This is a genomic window from Caulobacter sp. 602-2, from assembly GCF_011043625.1.
In the GTDB taxonomy this organism is placed as follows: domain Bacteria; phylum Pseudomonadota; class Alphaproteobacteria; order Caulobacterales; family Caulobacteraceae; genus Caulobacter.
In genome coordinates this window covers 130,204-152,234 of record NZ_JAAKGT010000001.1, presented here as the reverse complement: position 1 = coordinate 152,234, position 22,031 = coordinate 130,204, and the positions used below count along the sequence as shown (strand labels likewise).

Sequence of the window (22,031 nt, the reverse complement as noted above, 5' to 3'; positions counted from 1 at the left end):
TCTCGTTACTCCGCCGCGATCAGCTTGGCGCCCTGCACGTGCAGGCGACCGCTACGATAGGAAGCGATCCGCTCCTCCACCTCGTGGCGGAAGTGGCGGAACAGGCCCTGGATCGGCCAGGCGGCCGCGTCGCCCAGGGCGCAGATGGTGTGACCCTCGACTTGGGTCGTGACGTCCAGAAGGGTGTCGATTTCCTTCGGATCGGCTTCGCCGGTGGCCATGCGTTCCATGACGCGCCACATCCAGCCGGTGCCTTCGCGGCACGGCGTGCACTGGCCGCAGCTCTCGTGCTTGTAGAAGTACGACAGGCGGGCGATGGCGCGGACCAGGTCGGTGGACTTGTCCATGACGATGACGGCGGCGGTGCCCAGGCCCGAGCGCAGGTTGCGCAGGGCGTCGAAGTCCATCGGCAGGTCTTCGCACTGCTCGGCCGGGATCATCGGAACCGACGAGCCGCCCGGGATCACGGCCTTGAGGTTGCCCCAGCCGCCGCGGATGCCGCCGCAGTGGTCTTCCATCAGCTGACGGAAGGGGATGCTCATGGCTTCTTCGACGTTGCAGGGCAGGTTCACGTGGCCCGAGACGCAGAACAGCTTGGTGCCGGCGTTGTTGGGACGGCCAAAGCCCGCGAACCACGAGGCGCCGCGGCGCAGGATGGTGCCGGCGACCGCGATGCTCTCGACGTTGTTGACCGTGGTCGGCATGCCGTAGAGGCCGGCGCCGGCCGGGAACGGCGGCTTCAGGCGCGGCTGGCCCTTCTTGCCTTCCAGGCTTTCCAGCAGGGCCGTCTCTTCGCCGCAGATGTAGGCGCCGGCGCCGTGGTGGACGTAGATGTCGAAGTCCCAGCCGTGGATGTTGTCCTTGCCGACCAGCTTGGCCTCGTAGGCCTGCTTGATCGCCGCTTCCAGGCGTTCGCGCTCGAAGACGTACTCGCCGCGAATGTAGATGTAGCAGGCGTGGGCCAGCATGGCGCGCGAGGCGATCAGGCAGCCCTCGATCAGGAGGTGCGGGTCATGCCGCATGATCTCCCGGTCCTTGCAGGTGCCCGGCTCGGACTCGTCGGCGTTGACGACGAGATAGTGCGGACGACCTTCCTTCACTTCCTTGGGCATGAAGGACCACTTCAGACCGGTCGAGAAACCAGCGCCCCCACGGCCTCGCAGACCGGAGTTCTTCATGTTCTCGATGATCCAGTCGCGCCCGGCGTCCAGAATATCCTTGGTGCCGTTCCAGCAACCGCGCGCCTTCGCACCTTCCAGACCCCAGTCCTGGAGCCCGTAAAGGTTGGTGAAGATGCGATCCTTGTCTTCGAGGATACCGACCATGACTCTAGCTTTGCGGATCGAATGGATGGGTGCGGACATAGCGCGTCCGCCGGACGATGACATAGGCGAAAAGCAGCCAACCGGCGCCGATCACCAAAAGACCTGTGGGCGTAGCCCAGGCTGGCGCGCCGGGGACCTCCCGGCCCCAGATCAGCAGCAGCACCCCGGCCAAGCTGGCCAGGAACCCGAAGGCCCGTTCCTTGCGGTACAGGCTCCGGATCGTGGCGACGTAGGCCCGACGCTTGTCGGCGAGGTCGTCGCTCATGGCGCCCTCCCCGCTTGCGGATCCTGCGGCTTGGTGGCCTTCAGCCACCCGACCACGAACCAGATCTGGGCGCCCAGGCCCGCGACGATGGCCAGGACGAAGACCGGCAGCAGCCAGCCCACGCCCATGGCCACGTGGCCGACGATCGCCGCGCCGGCCAGCAGGAAGCACACGACGTCGATGGCGATCATCGTCGTGAAGCGCTTCTTCTGTTGGACGGCCACGTCGGTCATCAGGCGGCGGGCTCCGCCTTGGTCTTCTTCGGCTTCTCGGGCAGGTTCGGGATCTTGATCTTCTTGGCCGCCGAGCCGTCGTACAGCTTCGGATCGGTCAGGGTCTGGATCTTGTCCTTCGGCTCCGAGGCCTTGCGGCCCTCATAGCTGCCCGGCTGCGGGGCCTTGCCCGCGGCGAAGTCGTCGAGGATCTGGGCCAGGCTCTCCGGCGTCAGGTCTTCGTAGTAGTAGTCGTTGATCGCCGCCATCGGGGCGTTGCAGCAGGCGCCGAGGCACTCGACCTCTTCCCAGCTGAACTTGCCGTCGGCCGACACCGAGTGGGCCGGGCCGATCTTCTTTTCCAGCACCGAGCGCAGGTCGAGCGCGCCGCGCAGCTGGCAGGGCGTGGTGCCGCACAGCTGGACGAAGGCGGTCTTACCCACCGGGGCCAGCTGGAACATCACGTAGAAGGTGGCCACTTCCAGAACGCGGATGACCGGCATCTCGAGCTGGCGCGCGATCTCCTGGATCGCGGGCTCCTGCACCCAGCCTTCCTGCTTCTGGGCCAGCCACAGCATCGGGATCACCGCCGACTGCTTGCGGGCGGCGGGGTACTTGGCTTTCCACCAGTCGGCCTTGGCCTGGCTTTCCTTCGAGAAAGCGAAGCTCTCGGGCTGTTCCTTGGCGAGACGACGGACGCTCATCGGGCGAAATCCACGCGGACGATCTTGTCGCCCTTGAAGGTGTAGATGGCGGCGACCTGGAAGGGTTCGTCGCCGTTGCCGCGGTCGACGTGCTCGTGATCGATCACGTTCGAGCCGACCACGATGCGGTTCAGCAGCTTGGCGTTGTTCTTGGGGAACTCGGCGAAGGTCTTGGCGTAGAAGGCGCGATAGGCCTCGATGCCCGTGCGCGCCACTTCGCCGTTCAGGCCGGCAACGACCACGTCGTCCGAAAAGTGGGCGCAGTGGGCGTCCAGGTCCTGGGCGTTGTAGGCGTCGAGCTGGGCCTGGGCGATGGTCTCGAGGCTCATCGGTCGACCTCGCCGAACACGATGTCGAGCGAGCCCAGGATGGCCGAAACGTCGGCCAGCTGGTGGCCGCGGTTCATCCAGTCCATGGCGGCCAGGTGCGAGAAGCCCGGAGCCTTGATCTTGCAGCGGTACGGCTTGTTGGTGCCGTTGCTGACGACGTAGACGCCGAACTCGCCCTTGGGGGCTTCGACGGCCGCGTAGACCTCGCCTTCCGGCGTCTTGAAGCCCTCGGTGTAGAGCTTGAAGTGGTGGATCAGGGCTTCCATCGAGCGCTTCATCTCCGCGCGACGGGGCGGGCTGACCTTGTTGTCCTCGCTCAGCACCGGGCCCGGCGTGGCGCGCAGCATGGCCACGGCCTGCAGGATGATCTTGGTGCTCTCGCGCATTTCCTGCATGCGGCAGAGATAGCGATCGTAGCAGTCGCCGTTCTTGCCCAGCGGGATGTCGAACTCGAACTCGTTGTAGTTCTCGTACGGCTGGTTGCGGCGCAGGTCCCAGGCGATGCCCGAACCGCGCACCATCACGCCCGAGAAGCCCCAGGCCCAGGCGTCTTCCTTGCTGACGACGCCGATGTCGACGTTGCGCTGCTTGAAGATGCGGTTGTCGGTGATCAGGCCCTCGATGTCGTCGCACACCTTCGGGAAGGCTTTCGCCCAGCTCTCGATGTCGTCGATCAGGCTCGGGGTCAGGTCCTGGTGGACGCCGCCCGGACGGAAGTAGTTGGCGTGCAGACGAGCGCCGCAGGCGCGCTCGTAGAAGATCATCAGCTTTTCGCGCTCTTCGAAGCCCCAGAGCGGCGGCGTCAGGGCGCCGACGTCCATGGCCTGGGTCGTCACGTTCAGCAGGTGGTTCAGGATGCGGCCGATCTCGCAGAACAGCACGCGGACGATCTGGCCGCGCTTGGGCACTTCCACGCCAAGCAGCTTCTCGATCGCCAGGCAGAACGCATGTTCCTGGTTCATCGGCGCCACGTAGTCGAGGCGGTCGAAGTACGGGATGTTCTGCAGGTAGGTGCGCGCTTCCATCAGCTTCTCGGTGCCGCGGTGCAGCAGGCCGATGTGCGGATCGACGCGTTCGACGATTTCACCGTCGAGCTCCAGCACCAGACGCAGCACGCCGTGCGCGGCCGGGTGCTGGGGGCCGAAGTTGATGTTGAACTTGCGGACCGGGGTTTCCGGGATCGCCGGAACCGTCGGTTCATCGCGGAAGAAGTCGGTCGCCGCGGCGGGAGCGTTCGTGCCAGTCATGACTTAAGCCTTCTCCGCCTTCTCGTCGCCCGGCAGGGCGTACTTGGCGCCCTCCCACGGAGAGAGGAAGTCGAATGCGCGGTACTCGGTGATCTTCACGGGTTCGTAGACGACGCGCTTGAGCTCGTCGTCGTAGCGGACCTCGACATAGCCGGTCATCGGGAAGTCTTTCCGCAGCGGGTGGCCGTGGAAACCGTAGTCCGTCAGGATGCGGCGCAGGTCGGGGTGGCCCTCGAAGAACACGCCGTACATGTCGAACACTTCGCGCTCGAACCAGTCGGCGACCGGGAACACGGGCGTGGCGCTCGGAACCGGGGTGTCTTCGTCGGTCTGCACCTTCACGCGGATGCGGACGTTCTTCACCATCGACAGCAGGTGGTAGACCACGTCGAAGCGCGCGGCGCGCTCGGGGTAGTCGACCGCCGTCAGGTCCACCAGCTGGTGGAAGCGGTAGTCGGGGTGGTCGCGCAGATAGGTCAGCAGCTCGACCACGCGATTGGTCGAACCCAGCACGTTCAGCTCGCCGAACGCCACGTGATACGACGAGATCGCGCCGGCCGAATTGGCGACGATCGCCTGGCCGAGGGCTTCGAGGTCTTGGCTCATCGCTCGATGGTCCCCGTGCGACGGATCTTCTTCTGGAGCTGCAGCACGCCGTAGACGAGCGCTTCGGCCGTCGGCGGGCAGCCCGGCACGTAGATGTCGATCGGCACGACGCGGTCGCAGCCGCGCACGACGCTGTAGCTATAGTAATAGTAGCCGCCGCCGTTGGCGCAGCTGCCCATCGAGATGACGTAGCGGGGCTCGGGCATCTGGTCGTAGACCTTGCGCAGAGCCGGAGCCATCTTGTTGGTCAGCGTGCCGGCGACGATCATCACGTCCGACTGACGCGGGCTGGCGCGCGGGGCGAAGCCGTAGCGCTCCAGGTCGTAGCGCGGCATGGCCGAGTGCATCATCTCGACGGCGCAGCAGGCCAGGCCGAACGTCATCCACATCAGCGAGCCGGTGCGGGCCCAGGTGATGAGGTCGTCGGCGGCGGCCGTGATGAAGCCCTTGTCGGCCAGCTGCTGGGAGACGCCGTCGAAGAAGGCGTCGTGCAGCTTGGGGTCATAGCCCTGCACGGTCGAGCGGCCAGCGGCGCCGGCCGGAACGACGGGCGAGCTGTTGGCGGGAACGATCACTCCCATTCGAGGGCGCCCTTCTTCCATTCGTAGATAAAGCCGACGGTCAGAACGCCCAGGAAGGCCAGCATGGACCAGAAGGCGTAAGCGGCGACGTCGGCAGGCAACTTCATAAGAGTGACGGCCCACGGGAACAGGAACGCCACTTCGAGGTCGAAGATGATGAAGAGGATCGACACCAGGTAGAACCGGACGTCGAACTTCATGCGCGCATCGTCGAAGGCGTTGAAGCCGCATTCGTAAGCGGACAGCTTTTCCGGGTCCGGCGCCTTGGGCGCGAGCACGGCGGCGGCCAACATGAAGACGATGCCGATAACAGCCGCGATCCCGATGAAGATCACGATCGGCAGGTACTGGAGAAGGAAGGCGGTCATGACAGCCCTTGGCTTGAATCGGCCGCGTTGTAGCCCAGCATTTCCCACGCTTCAAACGCCTGGGGCACATTGAGAAACGATCGCAACTGCAAGCCATCCACAGGTTCTGCGACATGGCCGTTGACACGAGTCTCGGCCCGACATATCAGACGCCCCTCGCCGCACGGCGGGTCGCACTTCCGCCTCGGCGGACAGCAAATGCGGATGTAGCTCAGTTGGTTAGAGCGCCGGCCTGTCACGCCGGAGGTCGCGGGTTCGAGCCCCGTCATTCGCGCCACCTTCTTCTGGAAGGCAGCGATCCGAGGTAAAAGCGAGCGCTTCGTAGGGTTTTGCGGCCCTACGCGACGCGGATGTAGCTCAGTTGGTTAGAGCGCCGGCCTGTCACGCCGGAGGTCGCGGGTTCGAGCCCCGTCATTCGCGCCACTTTCCCCTCCCCCCCACTTTTTCAAGTTGCCCGTTTAAGCGTCGAGCGCTGCCGTTTGCGCGCGCGTCCGCCGGCACGACTGCGACAAATTGTGTCGCCAGGCGGTTGTTACCGACCGGTCGCATCCCGATGTAGCGGGCATGACCCAGTCCGCCGATCTCCCTTTTTCCGTCCTCGACCTGTCGCCGGTTCCTCAAGGAACAACGGTCAGTAAAGCGCTCGCCAATACTTTGGACCTCGCGCGACATGCCGAGTCGCTAGGTTTCCACAGATATTGGCTGGCCGAGCACCACAACATGCCCGGTATCGCCAGCGCCGCCACAACCGTGGTTATTGGTCACGTCGCCGCCGGAACCAAAGAAATCCGGGTCGGATCGGGCGGGATCATGCTTCCCAACCATGCGCCGCTGATGATCGCCGAGGCTTTCGGCACGCTCGCAGCCCTGCATCCGGGCAGAATCGACCTGGGTCTGGGCCGCGCGCCGGGCACCGACCAGGCCACGATCCGCGCCTTGCGTCGCTATGCGGGTTCGGTCGACCGCTTCGCCGAGGACGTCGTCGAGCTGCAGCACTGGTTCAAGCCGGCCACGGAAGACCAGGCCGTGCGCGCGATTCCCGGCGAAGGCCAGGACGTGCCGCTGTGGCTGCTGGGCTCCAGCACCTACGGCGCGCAGCTGGCCGCGGCGCTGGGCCTGCCCTACGCGTTCGCCGCCCACTTCGCGCCCGAGCAGCTGATGCAGGCCGTCGAGGTCTATCGCCGCGGCTTCCGCCCGTCGGCCCAGCTCGACAAGCCCTACTTCATGATCTGCATCGGGGTCTGCGCGGCCGACACCGACGAGGAGGCCCAGCGCCTGCACACCTCGACCCAGCAGCAGTTCCTGGCGCTGCGCCGGGGCAATCCGGGCCTGCTGCCGCCGCCGGTCGACGACATCAGCGCCATCGCCTCGCCCGCCGAACTGGCCGGCGTCAACAACACCTTCCGCTACTCGGCGATCGGCTCGCCCCAGACCGTGTCGGCCAAGCTGCGGGCGGTGATCGAGGCCACCGGCGCCGACGAGGTGATGGCCGCCTCGCAGATCCACGACCACGCCGCGCGCCTGCGCAGCTACGAGATCCTGGCGTCCCTGCGCGAAGATCTGCGCAAGGCCGCCTGAGGCCTGTCTTCTTCTATCAGTGCGAAGCGGCCGCCGCGGCCGCTTCGCCCAGGAAGGCCCGCGCGCCGCTGAGCCGGCCATAGATTTCGGTCAACCGCTCGAACACCGGCGTCCAGCCGTGGCGGGTTTCGGCCCGCAGGCGCGCGGCGCGGCTCAGGGCCGCCATGTCGCGGGCGAACAGCGCCTCGACCGCCTCGGCGAACACGCCGCCTTCCGAAGCCTGGGCCAGCACCCCGACCTGCTCGTCGACGCTTTCGGCGACCCCGCCGGCGGCGACGCCGACCACGGGCAGGCCGCAGGCCAGGGCCTCCAGCACGATCAGCCCGAACGGCTCGTTGTCATTGGCGTGGACGAAGGCGTCGCAGCCGGCCAGCACGGCGGCCAGGGCCTCCGGGTCGCGCTGGTAATCCATGCAGATCACGCGATCGCTGGCCCGCGCGCCCGCGCCGGCCCCGATCAGCAGCAGCACATAGGGCTCGCCCAGCCGCTCGACCGCGTCGACCAGCACGTCCAGCTTCTTTTCCCGCGCCGGGCGGCCAGCGAAGACGAGGATCCGGTGGCGGTCGGTCAGGCCCAGGCGCTGGCGCAAGGCCGCGCGGTCGCCCCGCATCGGATGAAAGGTGTCGACATCCACGCCCAACGGCAGGCCGATGGCGTCGCGGACCCCCGCTTCGATCAGCCGGCCAGCGATGAAATGGCTGGGGGCCACGGCCTGGTCGAACTGGCGATAGATCGCCGCCCAGCGCTTCTGGACCGGCTTTTCCGCCCATTCGCCGATGTGCAGCGCGGCCAGGGCGCCCAGGTCGGTGTGGCAGAATCCGACGACCGGCACGCCCAGGGCGGCCCCGGCCTTCAGCGCCGCCAGGCCCGGCGTGTAGGGATCGCCGGCCTCGATGACGTCGGGCCGCTGGCGGATCAGGCGCTCCATCCAGCTGGTCTTGCCGATCGGCCAGCGATAGCCGTCGCCGAACGGCAGCGGCGCGGCGTAGATCGACACCCGGCCGTGGCCGTCATGGGCGTCGCGCGGCCCCGGCACCACCAGCGTGTGGCGCACGCCGGGCCGATTCTCGGCCAGCCAGGAGCGCTTGGCGTTGAGGTAGCGGCGCACCCCGCCGCTACGGGGCGCATAGAGCATCGTCGTGTCGATGAGACGGGCCGGCCGGCCGGAAGCTGATCTGATCTGGTCCTGCGGCGCGCCGGCGTCCGGGCTCGGCGGGGAAGAGGGCAGCAAATCGATCACGCCGTACCTCGCTACTGCAGAAGGAGCCATCTTGCGCGGCCGCCAAGCGATAAGGTGCTCGAGCGCCGGGAGGTTCCTCCGAAGCTGGGCCGTTGTCCAGCGACCCGACGCCACCCTACGTCGCGTCGCGCATCGGCGCAAAAACCATATTTCGGTTCGCCTGGATTGAACGCCCGGGCCGTCGTACGAGGGGCCAAACGGGGGTATCCGACATGGCGCGTTTTCTGTTCACCACCTGGGAAGGCGGCGGCCACGTGCAGCCGCTGCTGCTGGTCGCCGCCGACATGATCGCCCGCGGCCACGAAGTGCTGGCGATCAGCGATCCGGCCAACGCCGCGGACGCCCAGGCCCTCGGCGTTCCGTTCCGCGCCTGGACGAGCGCGCCGTTCCAGACCGGCAAGACCCGCGACGACGATCGCCTGCGCGACTTCGAAGCCGACAATCCGATGGCCGTGATCGAACGCCTGCTGGATCGGGTGATGACCGGCCCGTCCGCCGCCTACGCCCACGATGTGCTGGGCGCGCTGGACGACTTCCCCGCCGACGTGATCGTCACCCAGGAACTCTTGCTGGGCGTGATGGTCGCGGCCCAGGCGCGTGGGACCAGGCTCGCCCTGCTGTCGGCCAACATCTGGTCGCTGCCCAACCTGGCCGGCGCCCCGCCGTTCGGCGCCGGCATGGCCCCGGCGGCCGACGACCAGGAACGGTCCATGCACGCCATGGTCGCCCAGATGGCGCGCGGTCTCTTCCAGTCGGGCCTGCCCGCGCTGAACGCCGCCCGCGCCGAGCACGGTCTTGCGCCCCTGGACGACCTGTTCGCGCAGTTCGACGCGGCGGACGCGATCCTGCTGGCCACCAGCGCCGCCTTCGACTTCGCCCCCGATCCCCTGCCCGCCCCGTTCGCCCATGTCGGCCCCTATCTCGCCGATCCGGCCTGGGCCCGCCCCGCCCCGCTGCCGGACGGCGATGCGCCGCTGGTGGTGGTGTCGTTCTCCAGCCTCTACCAGGCGCAGGAGCAGACGCTGCGCAACGTGATCGCCGCCCTTTCCGGCCTGCCCGTCCGCGCCCTGGTCACGACCGGGCCGACGCTGGATCCCGCCGAGTTCGAGGCCCCGCCGCATGTAAAGGTCGTACGCAGCGCGCCCCATGGCGCGGTGCTGGGCCAGGCCGCCGCCTTCATCACCCACGCCGGACACGGCTCGACCCTGCGCCCGCTGATGGCCGGCGTTCCGCTGCTGTGCCTGCCGATGGGCCGCGACCAGAACGACAACGCCATACGCGCCGCCCACCGCGGCGCGGCCATCACGCTCTCGCCAGACGCCTCGCCGGAGAAGATCGCCCATGCGCTGGGCCAGCTTCTGGACGATCCGAGCTATGGCCAGGCGGCCAGAACGCTGGGCGCCAGGATCGCCCGCGACGCCGAGGGCCGCAGCGCGGCCCGGGCGCTGGAGGCGCTAGTCTAGAACGCTACTTTCATTGTCATCCCGGCCGCAGCGAAGCGGACGGCCGGGATGACAGATCTTGAATGCCCCCCTACCAGTCATCCCGCCCGTTCAGGTACACCACCGGCAGCGGCGAAAGGTCGAAATTCTCCAGCAGCCGCACGTTGATGCTGATGCGCGGATGGTCGTAGTCGGCCTCGCCGCTGCTGAAGTCGGGGAATTCGCCGTGGGTTCCGCAGCCGCAGATGCTGCAGTGATGGTGCGAGCCCATGTACGCGCCCCACTGATAGGTCGAGACCCGGTCGCGGGCGGTCAGCAGCTTGAAGCTGGAAGGTTGGTAGTAGGCGACCAGATTGCCGCGCTTGGCGCAGAACGAGCAGTTGCAGTCGGTCAGTTCGGTCGGTCCGGTCTCGACCTCGAACTGGATGGCGCCGCAGTGGCAGCTTCCCTTGACGGACATGACGATCTCCCTTGTGGCGTCGAACGCCGGGGAGACTGCCCAAGGCCCGCTGACAGCCTGGTGTCAGCATGCGCCGCTGGAGATCCTGGTGGGCGGTGAGGGGATCGAACCCCCGACCCTCTCGGTGTAAACGAGACGCTCTACCGCTGAGCTAACCGCCCTTTCGCAGGGTCGCGCCTTCTAGCCGCAGTCGGGCGAGATGGGAAGCGCGCATAGAAAAGGGCGGGCCGTCATCCAACGTCCCGCCCCTTAGAATCCGAAACGGGATCAGCCGTTCAGGGTGGTCTTCAGGCCTTCGCCGACCTGGAAGCGGGCGGTCTTCGAGGCCGGACGCTCGACGGTCTCACCGGTGCGCGGGTTGCGCGCGGTGCCGGCGGCGCGGGTCACGGCCTTGAAGGTGCCGAAGCCCACCAGACGCACGTCCGAGCCCGACTTCAGCGAAGCGGTGACGGTGTCGATGAAAGCTTCCAGAGCGTCCTTCGCCTGGTTCTTGTTGATGCCCGCCTTTTCGGCGATCGCCGTGACGAGTTCGGCTTTCGTGGTCATTTTTGTCTCCCAGCCAATAAGCGGCGGCGCTGCAACAGCTTACGCCGCTTCGCTCGCGTGGAAGTATGCGGGCTTCGCAAGCCCCGTCAAACGAAGGCGGCGCGGAAAGATCCCGCGCCGCCCTACTTATCAACAATAAGTTACTGTCAGTGCGTAAGAACTGCGTCGTCCCCGGCGTCGTCGGCCTTGGCGGGGCCCGAAAGGGGCTCCTCCGATTCGCTCCACTCCACCGGAGTCAGCGGTCCAACCAGGGCGTGCTTGAGCACTTCGTCGACCGTCGAGACCGGAATGATCTCGAGACCCGACTTCACGCTTTCCGGCACGTCGACGAGATCCTTCTCGTTTTCCTGCGGGATCAGCACGGTCTTCACGCCCGAACGCAGGGCCGCCAGCAGCTTTTCCTTCAGGCCGCCGATGGCCGTGACCCGGCCGCGCAGGGTGATCTCGCCGGTCATGGCGATGTCCTTGCGGATCGGGATGCCGGTCAGTACCGAGACCATGGCCAGGGCCATGGCGATACCGGCCGACGGACCGTCCTTGGGCGTAGCGCCGTCCGGCACGTGCACGTGGACGTCGGTCTTCTCGAAGATCGGCGGCTTGATGCCGAACGAGGTGGCGCGCGAACGGACGTAGCTGTTGGCCGCCGAGATCGACTCCTTCATCACCTCCTTGAGGTTGCCGGTGACCGTCATGCGGCCCTTGCCCGGCATCTTCACGGCTTCGATGGTCAGGATGTCGCCGCCGAACTCCGTCCAGGCCAGACCGGTGACGATGCCGACCTGGTCGACTTCGTCGGTCTCGCCGTAGCGGTACTTCTTGACGCCGGCGTACTTGGCCAGGCGCGCGTCGTCGATCGTGATGCTGGTCAGCTTCTCGCGGGCCAGGTCACGCACCGTCTTGCGGGCCAGGTTGCCCAGTTCCCGCTCCAGCGACCGCACGCCGGCTTCCCGGGTGTAGTAGCGGATCAGGTCGCGGATGGCCGCGTCCGGCACGATGAACTCGCTGTCCTTCAGGCCGTGATCCTTGGCCAGCTTGGGCAGGACGTGGCGCTTGGCGATCTCCAGCTTCTCGTCCTCGGTGTAGCCGGGGATGCGGATGATCTCCATGCGGTCCAGCAGCGGCTGGGGCATGTTCAGGCTGTTGGCCGTGGTGACGAACATCACCTGCGACAGGTCGTAGTCGACCTCCAGGTAGTGGTCGCCGAAGGTCGAGTTCTGCGACGGATCGAGCACTTCGAGCAGGGCCGAGGCGGGATCGCCGCGATAGTCGCTGCCCATCTTGTCGATCTCGTCCAGCAGGACGAAGGCGTTCGTGGTCTTGGCCTTCTTCATCGACTGGATGACCTTGCCGGGCATCGAGCCGATGTAGGTGCGGCGGTGACCGCGGATCTCGGCTTCGTCGCGCACGCCGCCGAGGCTCATGCGCACGAACTCACGCCCCGTGGCCTTGGCGATCGACTTGCCCAGCGAGGTCTTGCCGACGCCCGGAGGGCCGACGAGGCACAGGATCGGGCCCTTCAGCGAATTGGTCCGGGCCTGCACGGCCAGGTACTCCAGGATCCGCTCCTTGACCTTCTCCAGGCCGTAGTGGTCGGCGTCGAGGATGTCCTCGCTCTCGGCGAGATCGATCTTCTTGCCCTTGGCCTTGCCCCACGGGATCGACAGCAGCCAGTCCAGATAGTTCCGGACCACGGTGCTCTCGGCCGACATCGGGCTCATGTTGCGCAGCTTCTTCAGTTCGCCCTCGGCCTTGGCCCGGGCTTCCTTCGAAAGCTTGGTCTTCTTGATGCGCTTCTCGAGCTCGATCAGCTCGTCGCGCGAGTCGTCGGGGTCGCCCAGCTCGCGCTGGATCGCCTTCATCTGCTCGTTCAGATAGTACTCGCGCTGGGTCTTCTCCATCTGGCGCTTCACGCGCGAGCGGATCTTCTTCTCGACCTGCAGCACCGAGATCTCGCCTTCCATCAGGGCGAAGACCTTCTCCAGGCGCTTGGTGACGTCGAAGATTTCCAGCAGGTGCTGCTTGTCGCCGATCTTCACCGACAGGTGGGCGGCGATGCTGTCGGCCAGCTTGCCCGGCTCGGCGATCTGCGGGATCGCGGCCAGGGCCTCGGGCGGCACCTTCTTGTTGAGTTTGACGTAGTTCTCGAACTGCTCGACGACCGCGCGCGACAGCGCCTCGGCCTCGGGGCCGGCGCCCTGGTCCTCGCTGACCTCGCCGACCTGGGCCTCGTAATAGGCCTCCTGGTCGGTGAAGCGCACGACCGCGGCGCGGCCCTTGCCCTCGACCAGCACCTTGACGGTGCCGTCGGGCAGTTTCAGCAGCTGAAGCACGGTGGCCAGCACGCCGACATCATAGATGTCGGTCGGGGCAGGATCATCGTCGGCGCTGTTCTTCTGGGTGACGAGCAGGATCTGCTTGTCGCCGCGCATCACTTCCTCGAGGGCGCGAACCGACTTGTCGCGGCCCACGAACAGCGGAACCACCATGTGCGGGAACACAACGATATCCCGCAGGGGCAACACAGGAAGCGTACGGATCTCAGACATATTTTCACTCCCGGCCGGCGCGAGAACCCGCGCCTTGCCATGCGGACTGCCGTCACTTCAGACGATGCGCCTGAGTCGTACAGTCCGTCCGCCCGGGACTGGGCGGATGGTCGTTATTTATGTGGACCTTTTGCGACGCGGTTCAAGCGCGCTCGCCTTCCAGCGGCGACAAGTCGCGCCGTGGTGGTGGAGCTGCAGAAAAACAAGCTGGGCGGAGCGCGCCGGAGGCAAGATCGGCGGCTTGGCCGCGGGCTTGGCGGTAAAATCGTCCGCTGCCGCACCGCAGCGCGGGCCCTTGAGCCCCTTCGAAAAAGAGGTTCCGCAACGTCCTAGGGCTGCGAGGCCCTGATCACCGGCGGCTCACGCTTTTCAAGCGCGGCCACCCGGGCGGCCGCGTCGGCCTCGATGTCGGCCCAGAACAGGTTGTAGCCGTCGACCTTGCGGCGATCGGTCCACGAGCCCGTGTCGCGCAACGAGGCCGACTTGGGCCGGCCGGTGTGAAGCAGGCCGTTCTCGCACTGGGCCCAGACCTGGCGCTTGAGGAAGGCCGGGCGGGCGCCCCACTCCAGGCCCGTGGCGTTGACCGAACCCAGGTTGAGGCGCGCGGGGGCCCTCTCCTCGGTCCTGGCGCCCAGCAGCGGATTGACGCACAGCGGCTTGCGGCCGTTGAGGTTTTCCAGCTGGTCGCTGCCCCGCCAGGTCAGCGAGCGACCCAGCCACTCCTGGGCCTTCTGGAAGTCGCCGTCGGTCAGCGAGGCCCAGGCCACCACACAGCCGGCCTCGTCGCGGCGCGCGCAGGCGGGAACCGACGCGCCGGGGCCGTACTCGTCGGCCGGCACGGCGGTCTCGATCAGATAGACGCCGGCCAGGCGGGCCTTGAGCGCGGGGTTGGGCGCGATCTCCTCGGCCACCAGGCGGGCCAGCAGGCCGCCGCCCTGCTCCACCCCGACCAGCACCAGCGGCCGGCCCTGGTCGTAGCGGTCGCGCCAGGCGCGGAAGGCGTCGCGCACGTCGCCATAGGCGAAGCGGCGGGCCTCGCGGGCGTCGTCGCGCAGCGTCAGGAAGGTGTAGAGGCTGGCCTGGCGGTAGTGCGGCGCGAAGATCCGCCCGACCCGCGAGAACGGCGCGGCGTAGTTGGGCAGCACCACCCGGTTGAGATAGCGATTGGCCTTGGGCTGGTCGAAGGGCGCGTTCCAGTCGCGCCCGCCGTCGAAGGTGGTCGGGTGGACGAAGAACACGTCGGCGGCGCGGTCCATGCCCGTCGCGCCCCGCGGCAGCAGCGCCCAGGCGGCCGGGTCGGCATAGTTGGGAGCCGGCGGCGGGTCGTAGGTCTGGAACGGAACCTTCGGATCCAGCGTCGTGCGCAGGATGTCGTAGCGCCAGTAGAACGCCGCCGTCAGGACGAGCCCCAGCACCAGGACGCATCCGGCGAAGATCCAGCGCTTGAAGCCCTTGAAGCGTCCCGACATGCCTCTCGACTACACCAGGTCGGGGCGTCGCACTACGCCCCTTCCCGCCCGATGATGGCGACCGAGCAGACATTGCTGGCCGGCGCGCCGCCCAGATTGTGGGTCATGCCCAGAACCGGGTCGCGCAACTGCCGTTCGCCCGCCCTGCCCTGCAGCTGCAGGTACATCTCGTAGAGCATCCGCAGGCCCGACGCGCCGATCGGATGGCCGAAGCATTTGAGGCCGCCGTCGATCTGGCACGGCACCGCGCCGTCGGCGTCGTAGAAGCCGTCCAGCACGTCGCGCCAGCCGCGCCCTTCGGCCGAGATGAACAGGTCCTCCATGGTCACCAGCTCGGTCACCGAGAAGCAGTCGTGCACCTCCATCATCGAGATCTGCTCGCGCGGGCGCTCGATGCCCGCCTCCTTGTAGGCCTTGCCGGCGGCGATGCGGGCGGTGTGGAAGTGGCTGCCGTCCCAGCCGTTGTACTGGCTCTCGTAGCCGTTGGAGACCGACAGCTGCAGCGCCTTGACCGTGACGAGGTCATGCTTGCCCAGCGCCCGGGCGATCTCGGGCGTCGTGACGATGGCCGCGGCCGCGCCGTCGGAAACCCCGCAGCAGTCGAACAGGCCCAGAGGCTCGGCGATGATCGGGGCCTTCAGCGCCTGCTCCTCGGTGATGGGCTTGCGCAGGTGGGCCTTGGGGTTCTTGGCGCCGTTGGCGTGGCTCTTGACCGAAACGTGGGCGATGGCGCGCTTGAGGTCCTCCTTGGAGACCCCGTGCTTGGCGCGATAGGCGCTGGCCAGCTGGGCGAAGTTCCCGGGGGCCGAGCCGTTGGGCATGACCTGCGGCGCCAGCGTGCCCGGCGCCCCGAACGGCAGGCCGCCATAGCCGGTGTCCTTCAGCTTCTCGACGCCGACGGCCAGCGCGATATCGGCCGCGCCCGCGGCGACGGCGTAGACCGCGCCCCTGAACGCCTCAGAACCCGAGGCGCAGAAGTTCTCCACCCGGGTGACGGCGATGTTGGGCAGGCGCAGGGCGATCGACAGCGGCGTGCCGCCCTTGCCCGTGCCGATCTCGTCGATGTGGGTCGAGAACCAGGCCGCGTCCAGCTGGCTGGCCTCGATCCCGGCGTCGGCCATGGCCTCGACATAGGCCTCGACCATCAGGTCGTCGGGCCCGGCGTCCCAGCGCTCGCCGAACTTGCTGCAGCCCATGCCGAGGATGGCGACCTTGTCGCGAATGCCGCTGGCCATTGGGGTCTCTCCCTAGCTCGCCTTCTCGGGCGTATTGATCGGGTGTATATACAGGGCCATGAGCCTCTATATCCGCAACGCCGAGGCCGACCGACTGGCCCGACAACTGACGGAACGGACGGGAGAAACCCTGACCGAAGCCGTCGTCGTAGCCCTGCGTGAACGCCTCGAGCGCACATCCGCCAAGCCACGCACGCCCGAAGAGAAGATGGCTTTCATGCGCATGCTGCAGGAGCGGAGCGCGAAGCTTCCCGTACTCGACCCGCGCGACCCCGACGACATCCTGTATGACGAATACGGCTTGCCGAAATGATCGTCCTCGATACCTCGGCGGTTCTGGCCATCATCTGGAATGAACCTGAAGCCGAAGACTTCATGAGGGCTGTCTCCGTGACGAACAGCGTGCTGATCTCGGCGAGCACGCGCCTCGAACTCCACGCCGTCTGCCTGCACCGCAGGGGTGACGTCGAAATAGTGGAGCGGTTCCTGTCCGAACTCGACGTGATCACCGAGGCCTTCGACGAGGGACAACTGGCGATAGCCAAAGACGCCTACGACAGATATCGCCAAGGCCGCCACGGCCTGAACTTCGGCGACTTCTTCGCCTACGCCCTGGCCAAGGCCCGCGACCTGCCGCTGCTGTTCAAGGGCGAGGACTTCGCCGCCACAGACGTGAAGCGCGCGGTCTGACACCGCCCTACTCCGCCGCCTGGGCCGAAGCCGCGGCCACCGCCGTCCGGTCCGGCGCGGCCTTCCAGAAGTAGCGGACGAAGCCGCGCTTCTCGTCGCGGTCCTTGATGCGGAAGACCATCTTCACCGGCAGGCCGGTCTCGACCTCGCCGGGCGCGACGTCGGTGATGTCGAGCATGATCCGGCCGCCGCCCGCAAAGACGACCATGCCGTAGTGGTTGGGCGGGCTCATCGAGAAGGTCAGGTAGTCGGCCGAATAGGTCAGCACCTGCGCGGCGCGTTCGGCGAAACGGTAGGGTTCCTGGGTGTCGACGGCGGGGTTGTTGGGCGCCACCGAGATGCGGGTGCGCGGGAACTGCACGACGCCGGTCTCGCGGCAGCGGCCGCCGACCAGGCCCAGGATCTGGTCGCGGTTGCGATAGAGCGTGGTCAGGGCCGTCTTGTTGTCCTTCTCGGCCCGCATGCCCCGGTCCCACTCGACGAGGTCGTTGAAGACCAGGAACTTCAGGTAGTTGGACTCTTCCTGGCGGTCGGCCAGCGACCCGGTCACGCCGCGCGCGGGGCGCACGCTCGCCTCCCCGACGCGGAAGACCAGCGCCTCGGCGCCCTGGCCGAACTGGGCGACCAGCACCACCTCGCCGGGTCGGGCCTCTTCCAGCGCGTGGGCCAGCAGCAGCGGGCCGTGCGCGCAACCGGCCTCGCCCAACTGCAGGCCCAGGGTGTCGCGCACCGCCTCGGGCCTGATCCCCAGCATCTTGGCCAGGGTCGCGCCCATGCCGGCGAACACCGACGGAAAGCAGAAATGATCGACGGCGGCGGCGTCCAGCCCCGCCGCGTCCAGGGCCGCGCGCACGGCGGGCGGCACGAGCTTGACGATCCCCTCGTCGCGGATCCACCGCTCCTCCCAGGCATAGTCGAACTGCGCGTCCGAACCGCGGAAGTGGTCGACGAAGTCGTCGGTGACCGTGCCGCGTCCCAGGAAGGTGGCCGCTCCGCCGTCCGGCGAGACGACGAAGGCGGCCGCCGCGTCGCCGAAATCCAGCTCCTGGGGCGAGGCGGCGCGGGCGCGGCGGTGCTCGCCAGCGGCCACCAGCACCCGCTTGCCGCAAGCGGCGGCGTCCAGCGCCTGGCCAAGCGCGGTCAGGCCGCAACGCTGCGAACCGGTGACGTCGGCCGAGGCGATCGAGGGTTCAAGCGTCAGGGCCGCGGCCAGGATCCCGGCGTTCTGGCGATCGGCGAAGGGCGCGGTCGTCGAGGCGAAGATCGCCGCCTCGATCGCCGTCCGGCCCTCGTCGTCGGGACCCAGGGCGTCGCGGGCGGCCTCGACGGCCATGGTCAGAGCGTCCTCGTCCCAGTTGGCCATGGACCGTTCGCCCTTGGCCTTGCCCGCCAGGCCGGGCGCGACCCAGGCGTTGGCGGCGACGACGGCCTTGCGGCTGAGGCGAAGACGCGGCGCATAAGCGCCCCAGGCGGCGATGCCGACCATGTTCCACTCCCTGACCGACGCCTGTCTCGGCGACTTATCAGGGTTCAGGTTACGCGCACGGCAGGGGTCCGCAAGCGTGCCCCTTGGTCAACCGAAGCGCGCGTCAGCGGTAGGGATCGTCGGTGTTGAGGAAACCCGCCACATAGTCGGCCACGCCGTCCTCCAGCGAGGTCATCGGCGCGTTGTAGCCGGCCGCGCGCAGGCGGCTCATGTCGGCCTGCGTGAAGTACTGGTACTTGCCCTGCAGCACCTCGGGCATGTCGAAATAGGTGATGTCCGGCTCGCGGGCGACAGCGGCGAAGGTGGCCTCGGCCAGGTCCTTGAAAGACCGCGCATGGCCCGAGCCCAGGTTGTAGACGCCGTTGACGTGCGGGCTCTTGGCCAGCCAGGCGATCACGTCGGCCACGTCGCGCACATAGACGAAGTCGCGCAGCTGGCCGCCGTCCTCGTAGTCGGAGTGATGCGACTTGAAGAGGCGCACGCCTTCACCGGCGGCGATCTTCGGCCAGATCTGGCAGACCACCGACTTCATGCCGCCCTTATGGTCCTCGTTGGGGCCATAGACGTTGAAGAACTTCAGGCCCGCCCACTGGGGCGGGGCGTGGCCGCGAGCTGCCTCGCGCACGGCGAACACGTCGAACAGCGCCTTGGACCAGCCGTAGGCGTTCAGCGGGCGCAGGCCCATCAGCGTGTCGATGTCGTCCTTGCCGTCGAAGCCCTGCGTGCCGTCGCCGTAGGTGGCGGCCGACGAGGCGTAGATCAGGCGCACGCCGTTCCTGGCGCACCACCGCCAGATGTCGCGCGACAGCACGAAGTTGGACTGCACGATCAGGTCGGCGTCGGCTTCCGTCGTCGAAGAGATCGCGCCCATGTGGATGACCAGCTCGACCTCGGCGCCGCGCTCGGCCAGCCAGTCGAACATCTGCTCGGGCGCGACGAAGTCGGCGATCGGGTGCTTGGCGATATTGCGCCACTTGCCCTCGCCCGCCTGGCCCAGCCAGTCGCAGACCACGACGTCCAGCGCCGGATCCTCGCAGAGCTTGGCCACGATGTTGGAGCCGATGAACCCGGCGCCGCCGGTGACGAGAACGATGCGTCTGGACATGGGCGGGTTATGGCACAGGGGACGGAGCGGGCAAGCCGTGCGTCCTTCGAGGCCCGCGTCGCGGGCGCCTCAGGATGAGGAATTCAGTGCGAAACCGACCTCATCCTGAGGTGCGAGGCTCAGCCGAGCCTCGAAGGACGCAGTGATCAGGCCGCCCGCTTGCGCTTGGCCAGGGCGTCGAACTCCAGCAGTTCGGCCACCAGGCCTTCGAACTGGCTCAGCGGCACCATGTTGGGACCGTCCGACGGGGCGTGATCCGGATCCGGGTGGGTTTCCATGAACACCATGGCCACGCCGATCGAGACCGCGGCGCGGGCCAGAACCGGCACGAACTCGCGCTGGCCGCCCGACGAGGTGCCCTGCCCGCCCGGCTGCTGCACGCTGTGGGTGGCGTCGAACACCACCGGGCAGCCGATCTCCTTCATGATCGGCAGGCTGCGCATGTCCGACACCAGGGTGTTGTAGCCGAACGAGGCGCCGCGCTCGCAGGCCATGACGTTGGGGTTGCCCGCGCCGGTCACCTTGGCGATAACGTTCTTCATGTCCCACGGGGCCAGGAACTGGCCCTTCTTGATGTTGATCGCCCGGCCGGTCTTGGCGGCGGCCAGCAAGAGATCGGTCTGGCGGCACAGGAAGGCCGGGATCTGGATCACGTCGACGGCCTCGGCCACCGGATCGCAGTGGCTGATCTCGTGCACGTCGGTCAGGGTCGGCAGGCCAGTGACCTCGCGGATCTCCTGGAAGATCGGCAGGCTGTCATAGAGGCCGATGCCGCGCGCGGCCGTGGCCGAGGTGCGGTTGGCCTTGTCGTAGCTGGTCTTGTAGATCAGGCCGACGCCCAGGCGTTCGCCGATCTCCTTCAGCGCGTGGGCCGTCTCCAGCGCGTGCTGGCGGCTCTCCATCTGGCACGGACCGGCGATGAGGGTCAGGCGCTCGGCGTTGCCGATACGGACGGCCTTGCCGGTCTCCGTCTTCACTTCGACGACGGCGTTGGGGGCGACGGGCTGACTCAAGGCGGAACTTCCGAATAAGGGTGGGCGCTGAATTGGCCCCACAGGTGGCCCCAACGGCGGAAAGGTGCAAGTGCGGATCGATCCAGGCGTCCCCGGACCCGTCATCGTGTGGCTGCGCAACGACCTGCGCCTGGCCGACAATCCGGCGCTGAAAGCCGCCGCCGACACGGGTCGGCCGGTGATCCCGCTCTATATCCTCGACGAGACCAGCGGCGTGCGGCCGATGGGCGCGGCCTCGCTGTGGTGGCTCGACAAGTCGCTGCGGGCGCTTTCGGAGAGCCTGAAGGCGATCGGCTCGAAGCTGATCCTGCGGCGCGGCCCCGCCCAGGAGGTGCTCAAGGACGTGATCGTCCACGCAGGCGCGGCCGGCGTCGCCTGGAACCGCCTGTACGAGCCCGCCGCCATCGAGCGCGACGCGCAGATCAAGACGGCGCTGAAGGCCGACGGCGTGGTCGTCGAAAGCTGCCTCGCCGGCCTGCTGAACGAGCCCTGGACCGTCGTGAACGGCTCCAAGCAGCCCTACAAGGTCTTCACCCCCTACTGGCGGGCGGCCCGCGCGCACCTGACTCACGTCGAGGCCGAAGCCGCCCCCAAGCGGCTCGAGGCGCCCGAGCACTGGCCTCACAGCGACGCGCTGGACGGCTGGGACCTTCACCCCCGCAAGCCCGACTGGTCGAAGGGCTTTTCCATCTGGACGCCGGGCGAGGCCGGCGCGCTGGCGCGGCTGGACGACTTCCTGTCCGGGCCGGTCGAGGGCTACGGCGAGGGTCGCGACGTTCCGGGCCTGGAGGCGACCTCGCGCCTCTCTCCCCACCTGCACTTTGGCGAGATCGGCCCCCGCCAGGTCTGGACCGCCGCCCGCAACGCCGCCGAGGCCGGCGACGCCCCGCATGGCGAGATCGAGAAGTTCCTGTCGGAGGTGGGCTGGCGCGAGTTCAACCACGCGATCCTGTTCAACTGGCCGGACTTGCCGACCAAGAACTTCCGCCCCGAGTTCGACGCCTTCCCCTGGTCGCAGAACCCGCGAGGTTTCGAGGCCTGGACCGAAGGGCGCACCGGCTATCCGCTGGTCGACGCGGGCATGCGCGAGCTCTGGGCCACCGGCTTCATGCACAACCGCGTGCGGATGATCACCGCCTCGTTCCTGATCAAGCACCTGCTGGTCGACTGGCGCGAGGGCGAGGCCTGGTTCTGGGACACGCTGGTCGACGCCGATCTCGCCAACAATGTCGGCAACTGGCAGTGGGTGGCCGGCAGCGGCGCCGACGCCTCACCCTACTTCCGGATCTTCAACCCGATCGGCCAGGGCGAAAAGTTCGACCCCAAGGGGACTTACGTCAAACGTTGGATCCCGGAACTGGCCAACCTGCCGGCCGACGTCGTCCACCAGCCGTGGACCGCGCCCGAACGGCTGAGCGCCGGCGCAAAGGCCGTCTACGGCAAGCCGATCGTCGACCATCCCCGCGCCCGGGCCGCGGCGCTGGAGGCCTATCGCCAGCTGCGAGGAGACGCCGCCGACGAATGATCCCCTGGTGAACGTTGCTCAGCGGCCCCATTTACAGTTCGGCTTTCGGGGGTCTTACT

General features: G+C 67.7%; 23 protein-coding genes, 3 tRNA genes and 1 pseudogene. 7 read left to right on the top strand and 20 right to left on the bottom strand.

What is annotated here, in order from left to right; translation table 11 throughout:
* Positions 1-5: 5 nt before the first annotated feature.
* From nuoF to G5B46_RS00570, 9 genes are read right to left on the bottom strand one after another with little or no spacing between them, the layout of a single operon-like run.
* A complete protein-coding gene (nuoF, locus tag G5B46_RS00610) occupies positions 6-1,325 on the bottom strand; it encodes an NADH-quinone oxidoreductase subunit NuoF (RefSeq protein ID WP_165255190.1) in 1,320 nt (439 codons plus the stop codon).
* 4 nt (positions 1,326-1,329) lie between these two features.
* Positions 1,330-1,590 (bottom strand): hypothetical protein, encoded by a 261-nt coding sequence (locus tag G5B46_RS00605; RefSeq protein WP_101719846.1) that lies wholly within the window; start codon positions 1,588-1,590, stop codon positions 1,330-1,332.
* Positions 1,587-1,823: a hypothetical protein gene (locus tag G5B46_RS00600; RefSeq protein ID WP_165255189.1), complete on the bottom strand. Its 237-nt coding sequence runs from the start codon at positions 1,821-1,823 to the stop codon at positions 1,587-1,589. Before G5B46_RS00600 ends, G5B46_RS00605 begins: the two co-directional genes overlap by 4 nt.
* Entirely contained in the window at positions 1,823-2,506 is a 684-nt protein-coding gene (nuoE, locus tag G5B46_RS00595) for an NADH-quinone oxidoreductase subunit NuoE (RefSeq protein WP_165255187.1), read from the bottom strand. The genes G5B46_RS00600 and nuoE overlap by 1 nt, the downstream gene beginning before the upstream one ends.
* On the bottom strand, positions 2,503-2,835 hold the full coding sequence (locus G5B46_RS00590; protein ID WP_165255185.1) for a nuclear transport factor 2 family protein: 333 nt from the start codon (positions 2,833-2,835) through the stop codon (positions 2,503-2,505). Before G5B46_RS00590 ends, nuoE begins: the two co-directional genes overlap by 4 nt.
* Entirely contained in the window at positions 2,832-4,082 is a 1,251-nt protein-coding gene (locus G5B46_RS00585) for an NADH-quinone oxidoreductase subunit D (protein WP_165255184.1), read from the bottom strand. The genes G5B46_RS00590 and G5B46_RS00585 overlap by 4 nt, the downstream gene beginning before the upstream one ends.
* A 3-nt stretch (positions 4,083-4,085) precedes the next feature.
* Positions 4,086-4,688, bottom strand: a complete 603-nt coding sequence (locus tag G5B46_RS00580; RefSeq protein WP_101719851.1) for an NADH-quinone oxidoreductase subunit C — start codon at positions 4,686-4,688, stop codon at positions 4,086-4,088.
* On the bottom strand, positions 4,685-5,290 hold the full coding sequence (locus G5B46_RS00575) for an NADH-quinone oxidoreductase subunit B (protein WP_101712996.1): 606 nt from the start codon (positions 5,288-5,290) through the stop codon (positions 4,685-4,687). Before G5B46_RS00575 ends, G5B46_RS00580 begins: the two co-directional genes overlap by 4 nt.
* Positions 5,260-5,637, bottom strand: a complete 378-nt coding sequence (locus G5B46_RS00570; RefSeq protein WP_165255182.1) for an NADH-quinone oxidoreductase subunit A — start codon at positions 5,635-5,637, stop codon at positions 5,260-5,262. Before G5B46_RS00570 ends, G5B46_RS00575 begins: the two co-directional genes overlap by 31 nt.
* A gap of 200 nt (positions 5,638-5,837) precedes the next feature.
* Here G5B46_RS00570 and G5B46_RS00565 point away from each other — a divergent pair.
* From G5B46_RS00565 to G5B46_RS00555, 3 genes are all read left to right on the top strand, one after another.
* Positions 5,838-5,914, top strand: a tRNA-Asp gene (locus tag G5B46_RS00565).
* A 69-nt stretch (positions 5,915-5,983) separates the two neighbouring features.
* A tRNA-Asp gene (locus tag G5B46_RS00560) sits at positions 5,984-6,060 on the top strand.
* A 141-nt stretch (positions 6,061-6,201) separates the two neighbouring features.
* Positions 6,202-7,215: an LLM class flavin-dependent oxidoreductase gene (locus G5B46_RS00555; RefSeq protein ID WP_165255180.1), complete on the top strand. Its 1,014-nt coding sequence runs from the start codon at positions 6,202-6,204 to the stop codon at positions 7,213-7,215.
* A gap of 16 nt (positions 7,216-7,231) precedes the next feature.
* On the opposite strand, the gene G5B46_RS00550 is transcribed toward G5B46_RS00555, so the two are convergent.
* Positions 7,232-8,395: a glycosyltransferase gene (locus G5B46_RS00550; protein ID WP_346764869.1), complete on the bottom strand. Its 1,164-nt coding sequence runs from the start codon at positions 8,393-8,395 to the stop codon at positions 7,232-7,234.
* 272 nt (positions 8,396-8,667) lie between these two features.
* On the opposite strand from G5B46_RS00550, the gene G5B46_RS00545 reads away from it, so the two are divergent.
* Positions 8,668-9,918, top strand: coding sequence for a glycosyltransferase (locus G5B46_RS00545; protein WP_165255177.1), 1,251 nt, complete (start codon positions 8,668-8,670; stop codon positions 9,916-9,918).
* A gap of 70 nt (positions 9,919-9,988) precedes the next feature.
* Here G5B46_RS00545 and G5B46_RS00540 read toward each other — a convergent pair whose 3' ends face one another.
* From G5B46_RS00540 to G5B46_RS00515, 6 genes are all read right to left on the bottom strand, one after another.
* The gene (locus G5B46_RS00540) at positions 9,989-10,357 is read right to left on the bottom strand and encodes a GFA family protein (protein WP_165255175.1); all 369 of its coding nucleotides are present in this window, start codon (positions 10,355-10,357) and stop codon (positions 9,989-9,991) included.
* Between the two features lie 86 nt (positions 10,358-10,443).
* Positions 10,444-10,518 (bottom strand) — tRNA-Val (locus G5B46_RS00535).
* Positions 10,519-10,624: 106 nt separating this feature from the next.
* The gene (locus G5B46_RS00530; protein WP_110117750.1) at positions 10,625-10,903 is read right to left on the bottom strand and encodes an HU family DNA-binding protein; all 279 of its coding nucleotides are present in this window, start codon (positions 10,901-10,903) and stop codon (positions 10,625-10,627) included.
* 146 nt (positions 10,904-11,049) lie between these two features.
* Entirely contained in the window at positions 11,050-13,449 is a 2,400-nt protein-coding gene (lon, locus tag G5B46_RS00525; protein WP_165255173.1) for an endopeptidase La, read from the bottom strand.
* A 329-nt stretch (positions 13,450-13,778) separates the two neighbouring features.
* Complete coding sequence (locus tag G5B46_RS00520; protein ID WP_165255171.1) at positions 13,779-14,918, bottom strand: DUF3089 domain-containing protein; 1,140 nt, start codon at positions 14,916-14,918, stop codon at positions 13,779-13,781.
* A 32-nt stretch (positions 14,919-14,950) separates the two neighbouring features.
* Positions 14,951-16,153 (bottom strand): acetyl-CoA acetyltransferase, encoded by a 1,203-nt coding sequence (locus G5B46_RS00515; protein ID WP_165255169.1) that lies wholly within the window; start codon positions 16,151-16,153, stop codon positions 14,951-14,953.
* A gap of 58 nt (positions 16,154-16,211) precedes the next feature.
* Between G5B46_RS00515 and G5B46_RS00510 the strand changes: the two genes are divergently transcribed.
* Both G5B46_RS00510 and G5B46_RS00505 read left to right on the top strand, forming a co-directional pair.
* The gene (locus G5B46_RS00510) at positions 16,212-16,466 is read left to right on the top strand and encodes a type II toxin-antitoxin system VapB family antitoxin (protein WP_165255168.1); all 255 of its coding nucleotides are present in this window, start codon (positions 16,212-16,214) and stop codon (positions 16,464-16,466) included.
* A complete protein-coding gene (locus tag G5B46_RS00505) occupies positions 16,463-16,843 on the top strand; it encodes a type II toxin-antitoxin system VapC family toxin (RefSeq protein WP_205691418.1) in 381 nt (126 codons plus the stop codon). The genes G5B46_RS00510 and G5B46_RS00505 overlap by 4 nt, the downstream gene beginning before the upstream one ends.
* A 7-nt stretch (positions 16,844-16,850) precedes the next feature.
* Here G5B46_RS00505 and G5B46_RS00500 read toward each other — a convergent pair whose 3' ends face one another.
* From G5B46_RS00500 to kdsA, 4 genes and pseudogenes are all read right to left on the bottom strand, one after another.
* Positions 16,851-18,329 carry an OB-fold domain-containing protein gene (locus G5B46_RS00500; RefSeq protein ID WP_165255166.1) on the bottom strand — a complete coding sequence of 493 codons (1,479 nt, stop codon included), beginning with the start codon at positions 18,327-18,329 and terminating at the stop codon, positions 16,851-16,853.
* Positions 18,330-18,432: 103 nt separating this feature from the next.
* Positions 18,433-19,434: an ADP-glyceromanno-heptose 6-epimerase gene (gene rfaD, locus G5B46_RS00495; protein ID WP_165255165.1), complete on the bottom strand. Its 1,002-nt coding sequence runs from the start codon at positions 19,432-19,434 to the stop codon at positions 18,433-18,435.
* 86 nt (positions 19,435-19,520) lie between these two features.
* A pseudogene (locus G5B46_RS24230) lies at positions 19,521-19,584 on the bottom strand (hypothetical protein); the annotation flags it as partial.
* A complete protein-coding gene (gene kdsA, locus G5B46_RS00490; protein ID WP_165255163.1) occupies positions 19,581-20,447 on the bottom strand; it encodes a 3-deoxy-8-phosphooctulonate synthase in 867 nt (288 codons plus the stop codon). The gene kdsA and the pseudogene G5B46_RS24230, both read right to left, overlap by 4 nt.
* 70 nt (positions 20,448-20,517) lie before the next feature.
* On the opposite strand from kdsA, the gene G5B46_RS00485 reads away from it, so the two are divergent.
* Positions 20,518-21,972, top strand: coding sequence for a deoxyribodipyrimidine photo-lyase (locus G5B46_RS00485; RefSeq protein WP_165255162.1), 1,455 nt, complete (start codon positions 20,518-20,520; stop codon positions 21,970-21,972).
* The last annotated feature ends 59 nt before the right edge of the window (positions 21,973-22,031 follow it).

Coding starts and splice junctions, on each gene's coding strand:
- G5B46_RS00600 (WP_165255189.1), bottom strand. CDS start 1,823: ATGACCGACGTGGCCGTCCAACAGAAGAAGCGCTTCACGACGATGATC.
- G5B46_RS00605 (WP_101719846.1), bottom strand. CDS start 1,590: ATGAGCGACGACCTCGCCGACAAGCGTCGGGCCTACGTCGCCACGATC.
- G5B46_RS00580 (WP_101719851.1), bottom strand. CDS start 4,688: ATGAGCCAAGACCTCGAAGCCCTCGGCCAGGCGATCGTCGCCAATTCG.
- G5B46_RS00590 (WP_165255185.1), bottom strand. CDS start 2,835: ATGAGCCTCGAGACCATCGCCCAGGCCCAGCTCGACGCCTACAACGCC.
- G5B46_RS00575 (WP_101712996.1), bottom strand. CDS start 5,290: ATGGAAGAAGGGCGCCCTCGAATGGGAGTGATCGTTCCCGCCAACAGC.
- G5B46_RS00545 (WP_165255177.1), top strand. CDS start 8,668: ATGGCGCGTTTTCTGTTCACCACCTGGGAAGGCGGCGGCCACGTGCAG.
- rfaD (WP_165255165.1), bottom strand. CDS start 19,434: ATGTCCAGACGCATCGTTCTCGTCACCGGCGGCGCCGGGTTCATCGGC.
- G5B46_RS00570 (WP_165255182.1), bottom strand. CDS start 5,637: ATGACCGCCTTCCTTCTCCAGTACCTGCCGATCGTGATCTTCATCGGG.
- G5B46_RS00500 (WP_165255166.1), bottom strand. CDS start 18,329: ATGGTCGGCATCGCCGCCTGGGGCGCTTATGCGCCGCGTCTTCGCCTC.
- G5B46_RS00520 (WP_165255171.1), bottom strand. CDS start 14,918: ATGTCGGGACGCTTCAAGGGCTTCAAGCGCTGGATCTTCGCCGGATGC.
- G5B46_RS00530 (WP_110117750.1), bottom strand. CDS start 10,903: ATGACCACGAAAGCCGAACTCGTCACGGCGATCGCCGAAAAGGCGGGC.
- G5B46_RS00505 (WP_205691418.1), top strand. CDS start 16,463: ATGATCGTCCTCGATACCTCGGCGGTTCTGGCCATCATCTGGAATGAA.
- lon (WP_165255173.1), bottom strand. CDS start 13,449: ATGTCTGAGATCCGTACGCTTCCTGTGTTGCCCCTGCGGGATATCGTT.
- G5B46_RS00540 (WP_165255175.1), bottom strand. CDS start 10,357: ATGTCCGTCAAGGGAAGCTGCCACTGCGGCGCCATCCAGTTCGAGGTC.
- nuoF (WP_165255190.1), bottom strand. CDS start 1,325: ATGGTCGGTATCCTCGAAGACAAGGATCGCATCTTCACCAACCTTTAC.
- G5B46_RS00555 (WP_165255180.1), top strand. CDS start 6,202: ATGACCCAGTCCGCCGATCTCCCTTTTTCCGTCCTCGACCTGTCGCCG.
- G5B46_RS00515 (WP_165255169.1), bottom strand. CDS start 16,153: ATGGCCAGCGGCATTCGCGACAAGGTCGCCATCCTCGGCATGGGCTGC.
- nuoE (WP_165255187.1), bottom strand. CDS start 2,506: ATGAGCGTCCGTCGTCTCGCCAAGGAACAGCCCGAGAGCTTCGCTTTC.
- G5B46_RS00510 (WP_165255168.1), top strand. CDS start 16,212: ATGAGCCTCTATATCCGCAACGCCGAGGCCGACCGACTGGCCCGACAA.
- G5B46_RS00585 (WP_165255184.1), bottom strand. CDS start 4,082: ATGACTGGCACGAACGCTCCCGCCGCGGCGACCGACTTCTTCCGCGAT.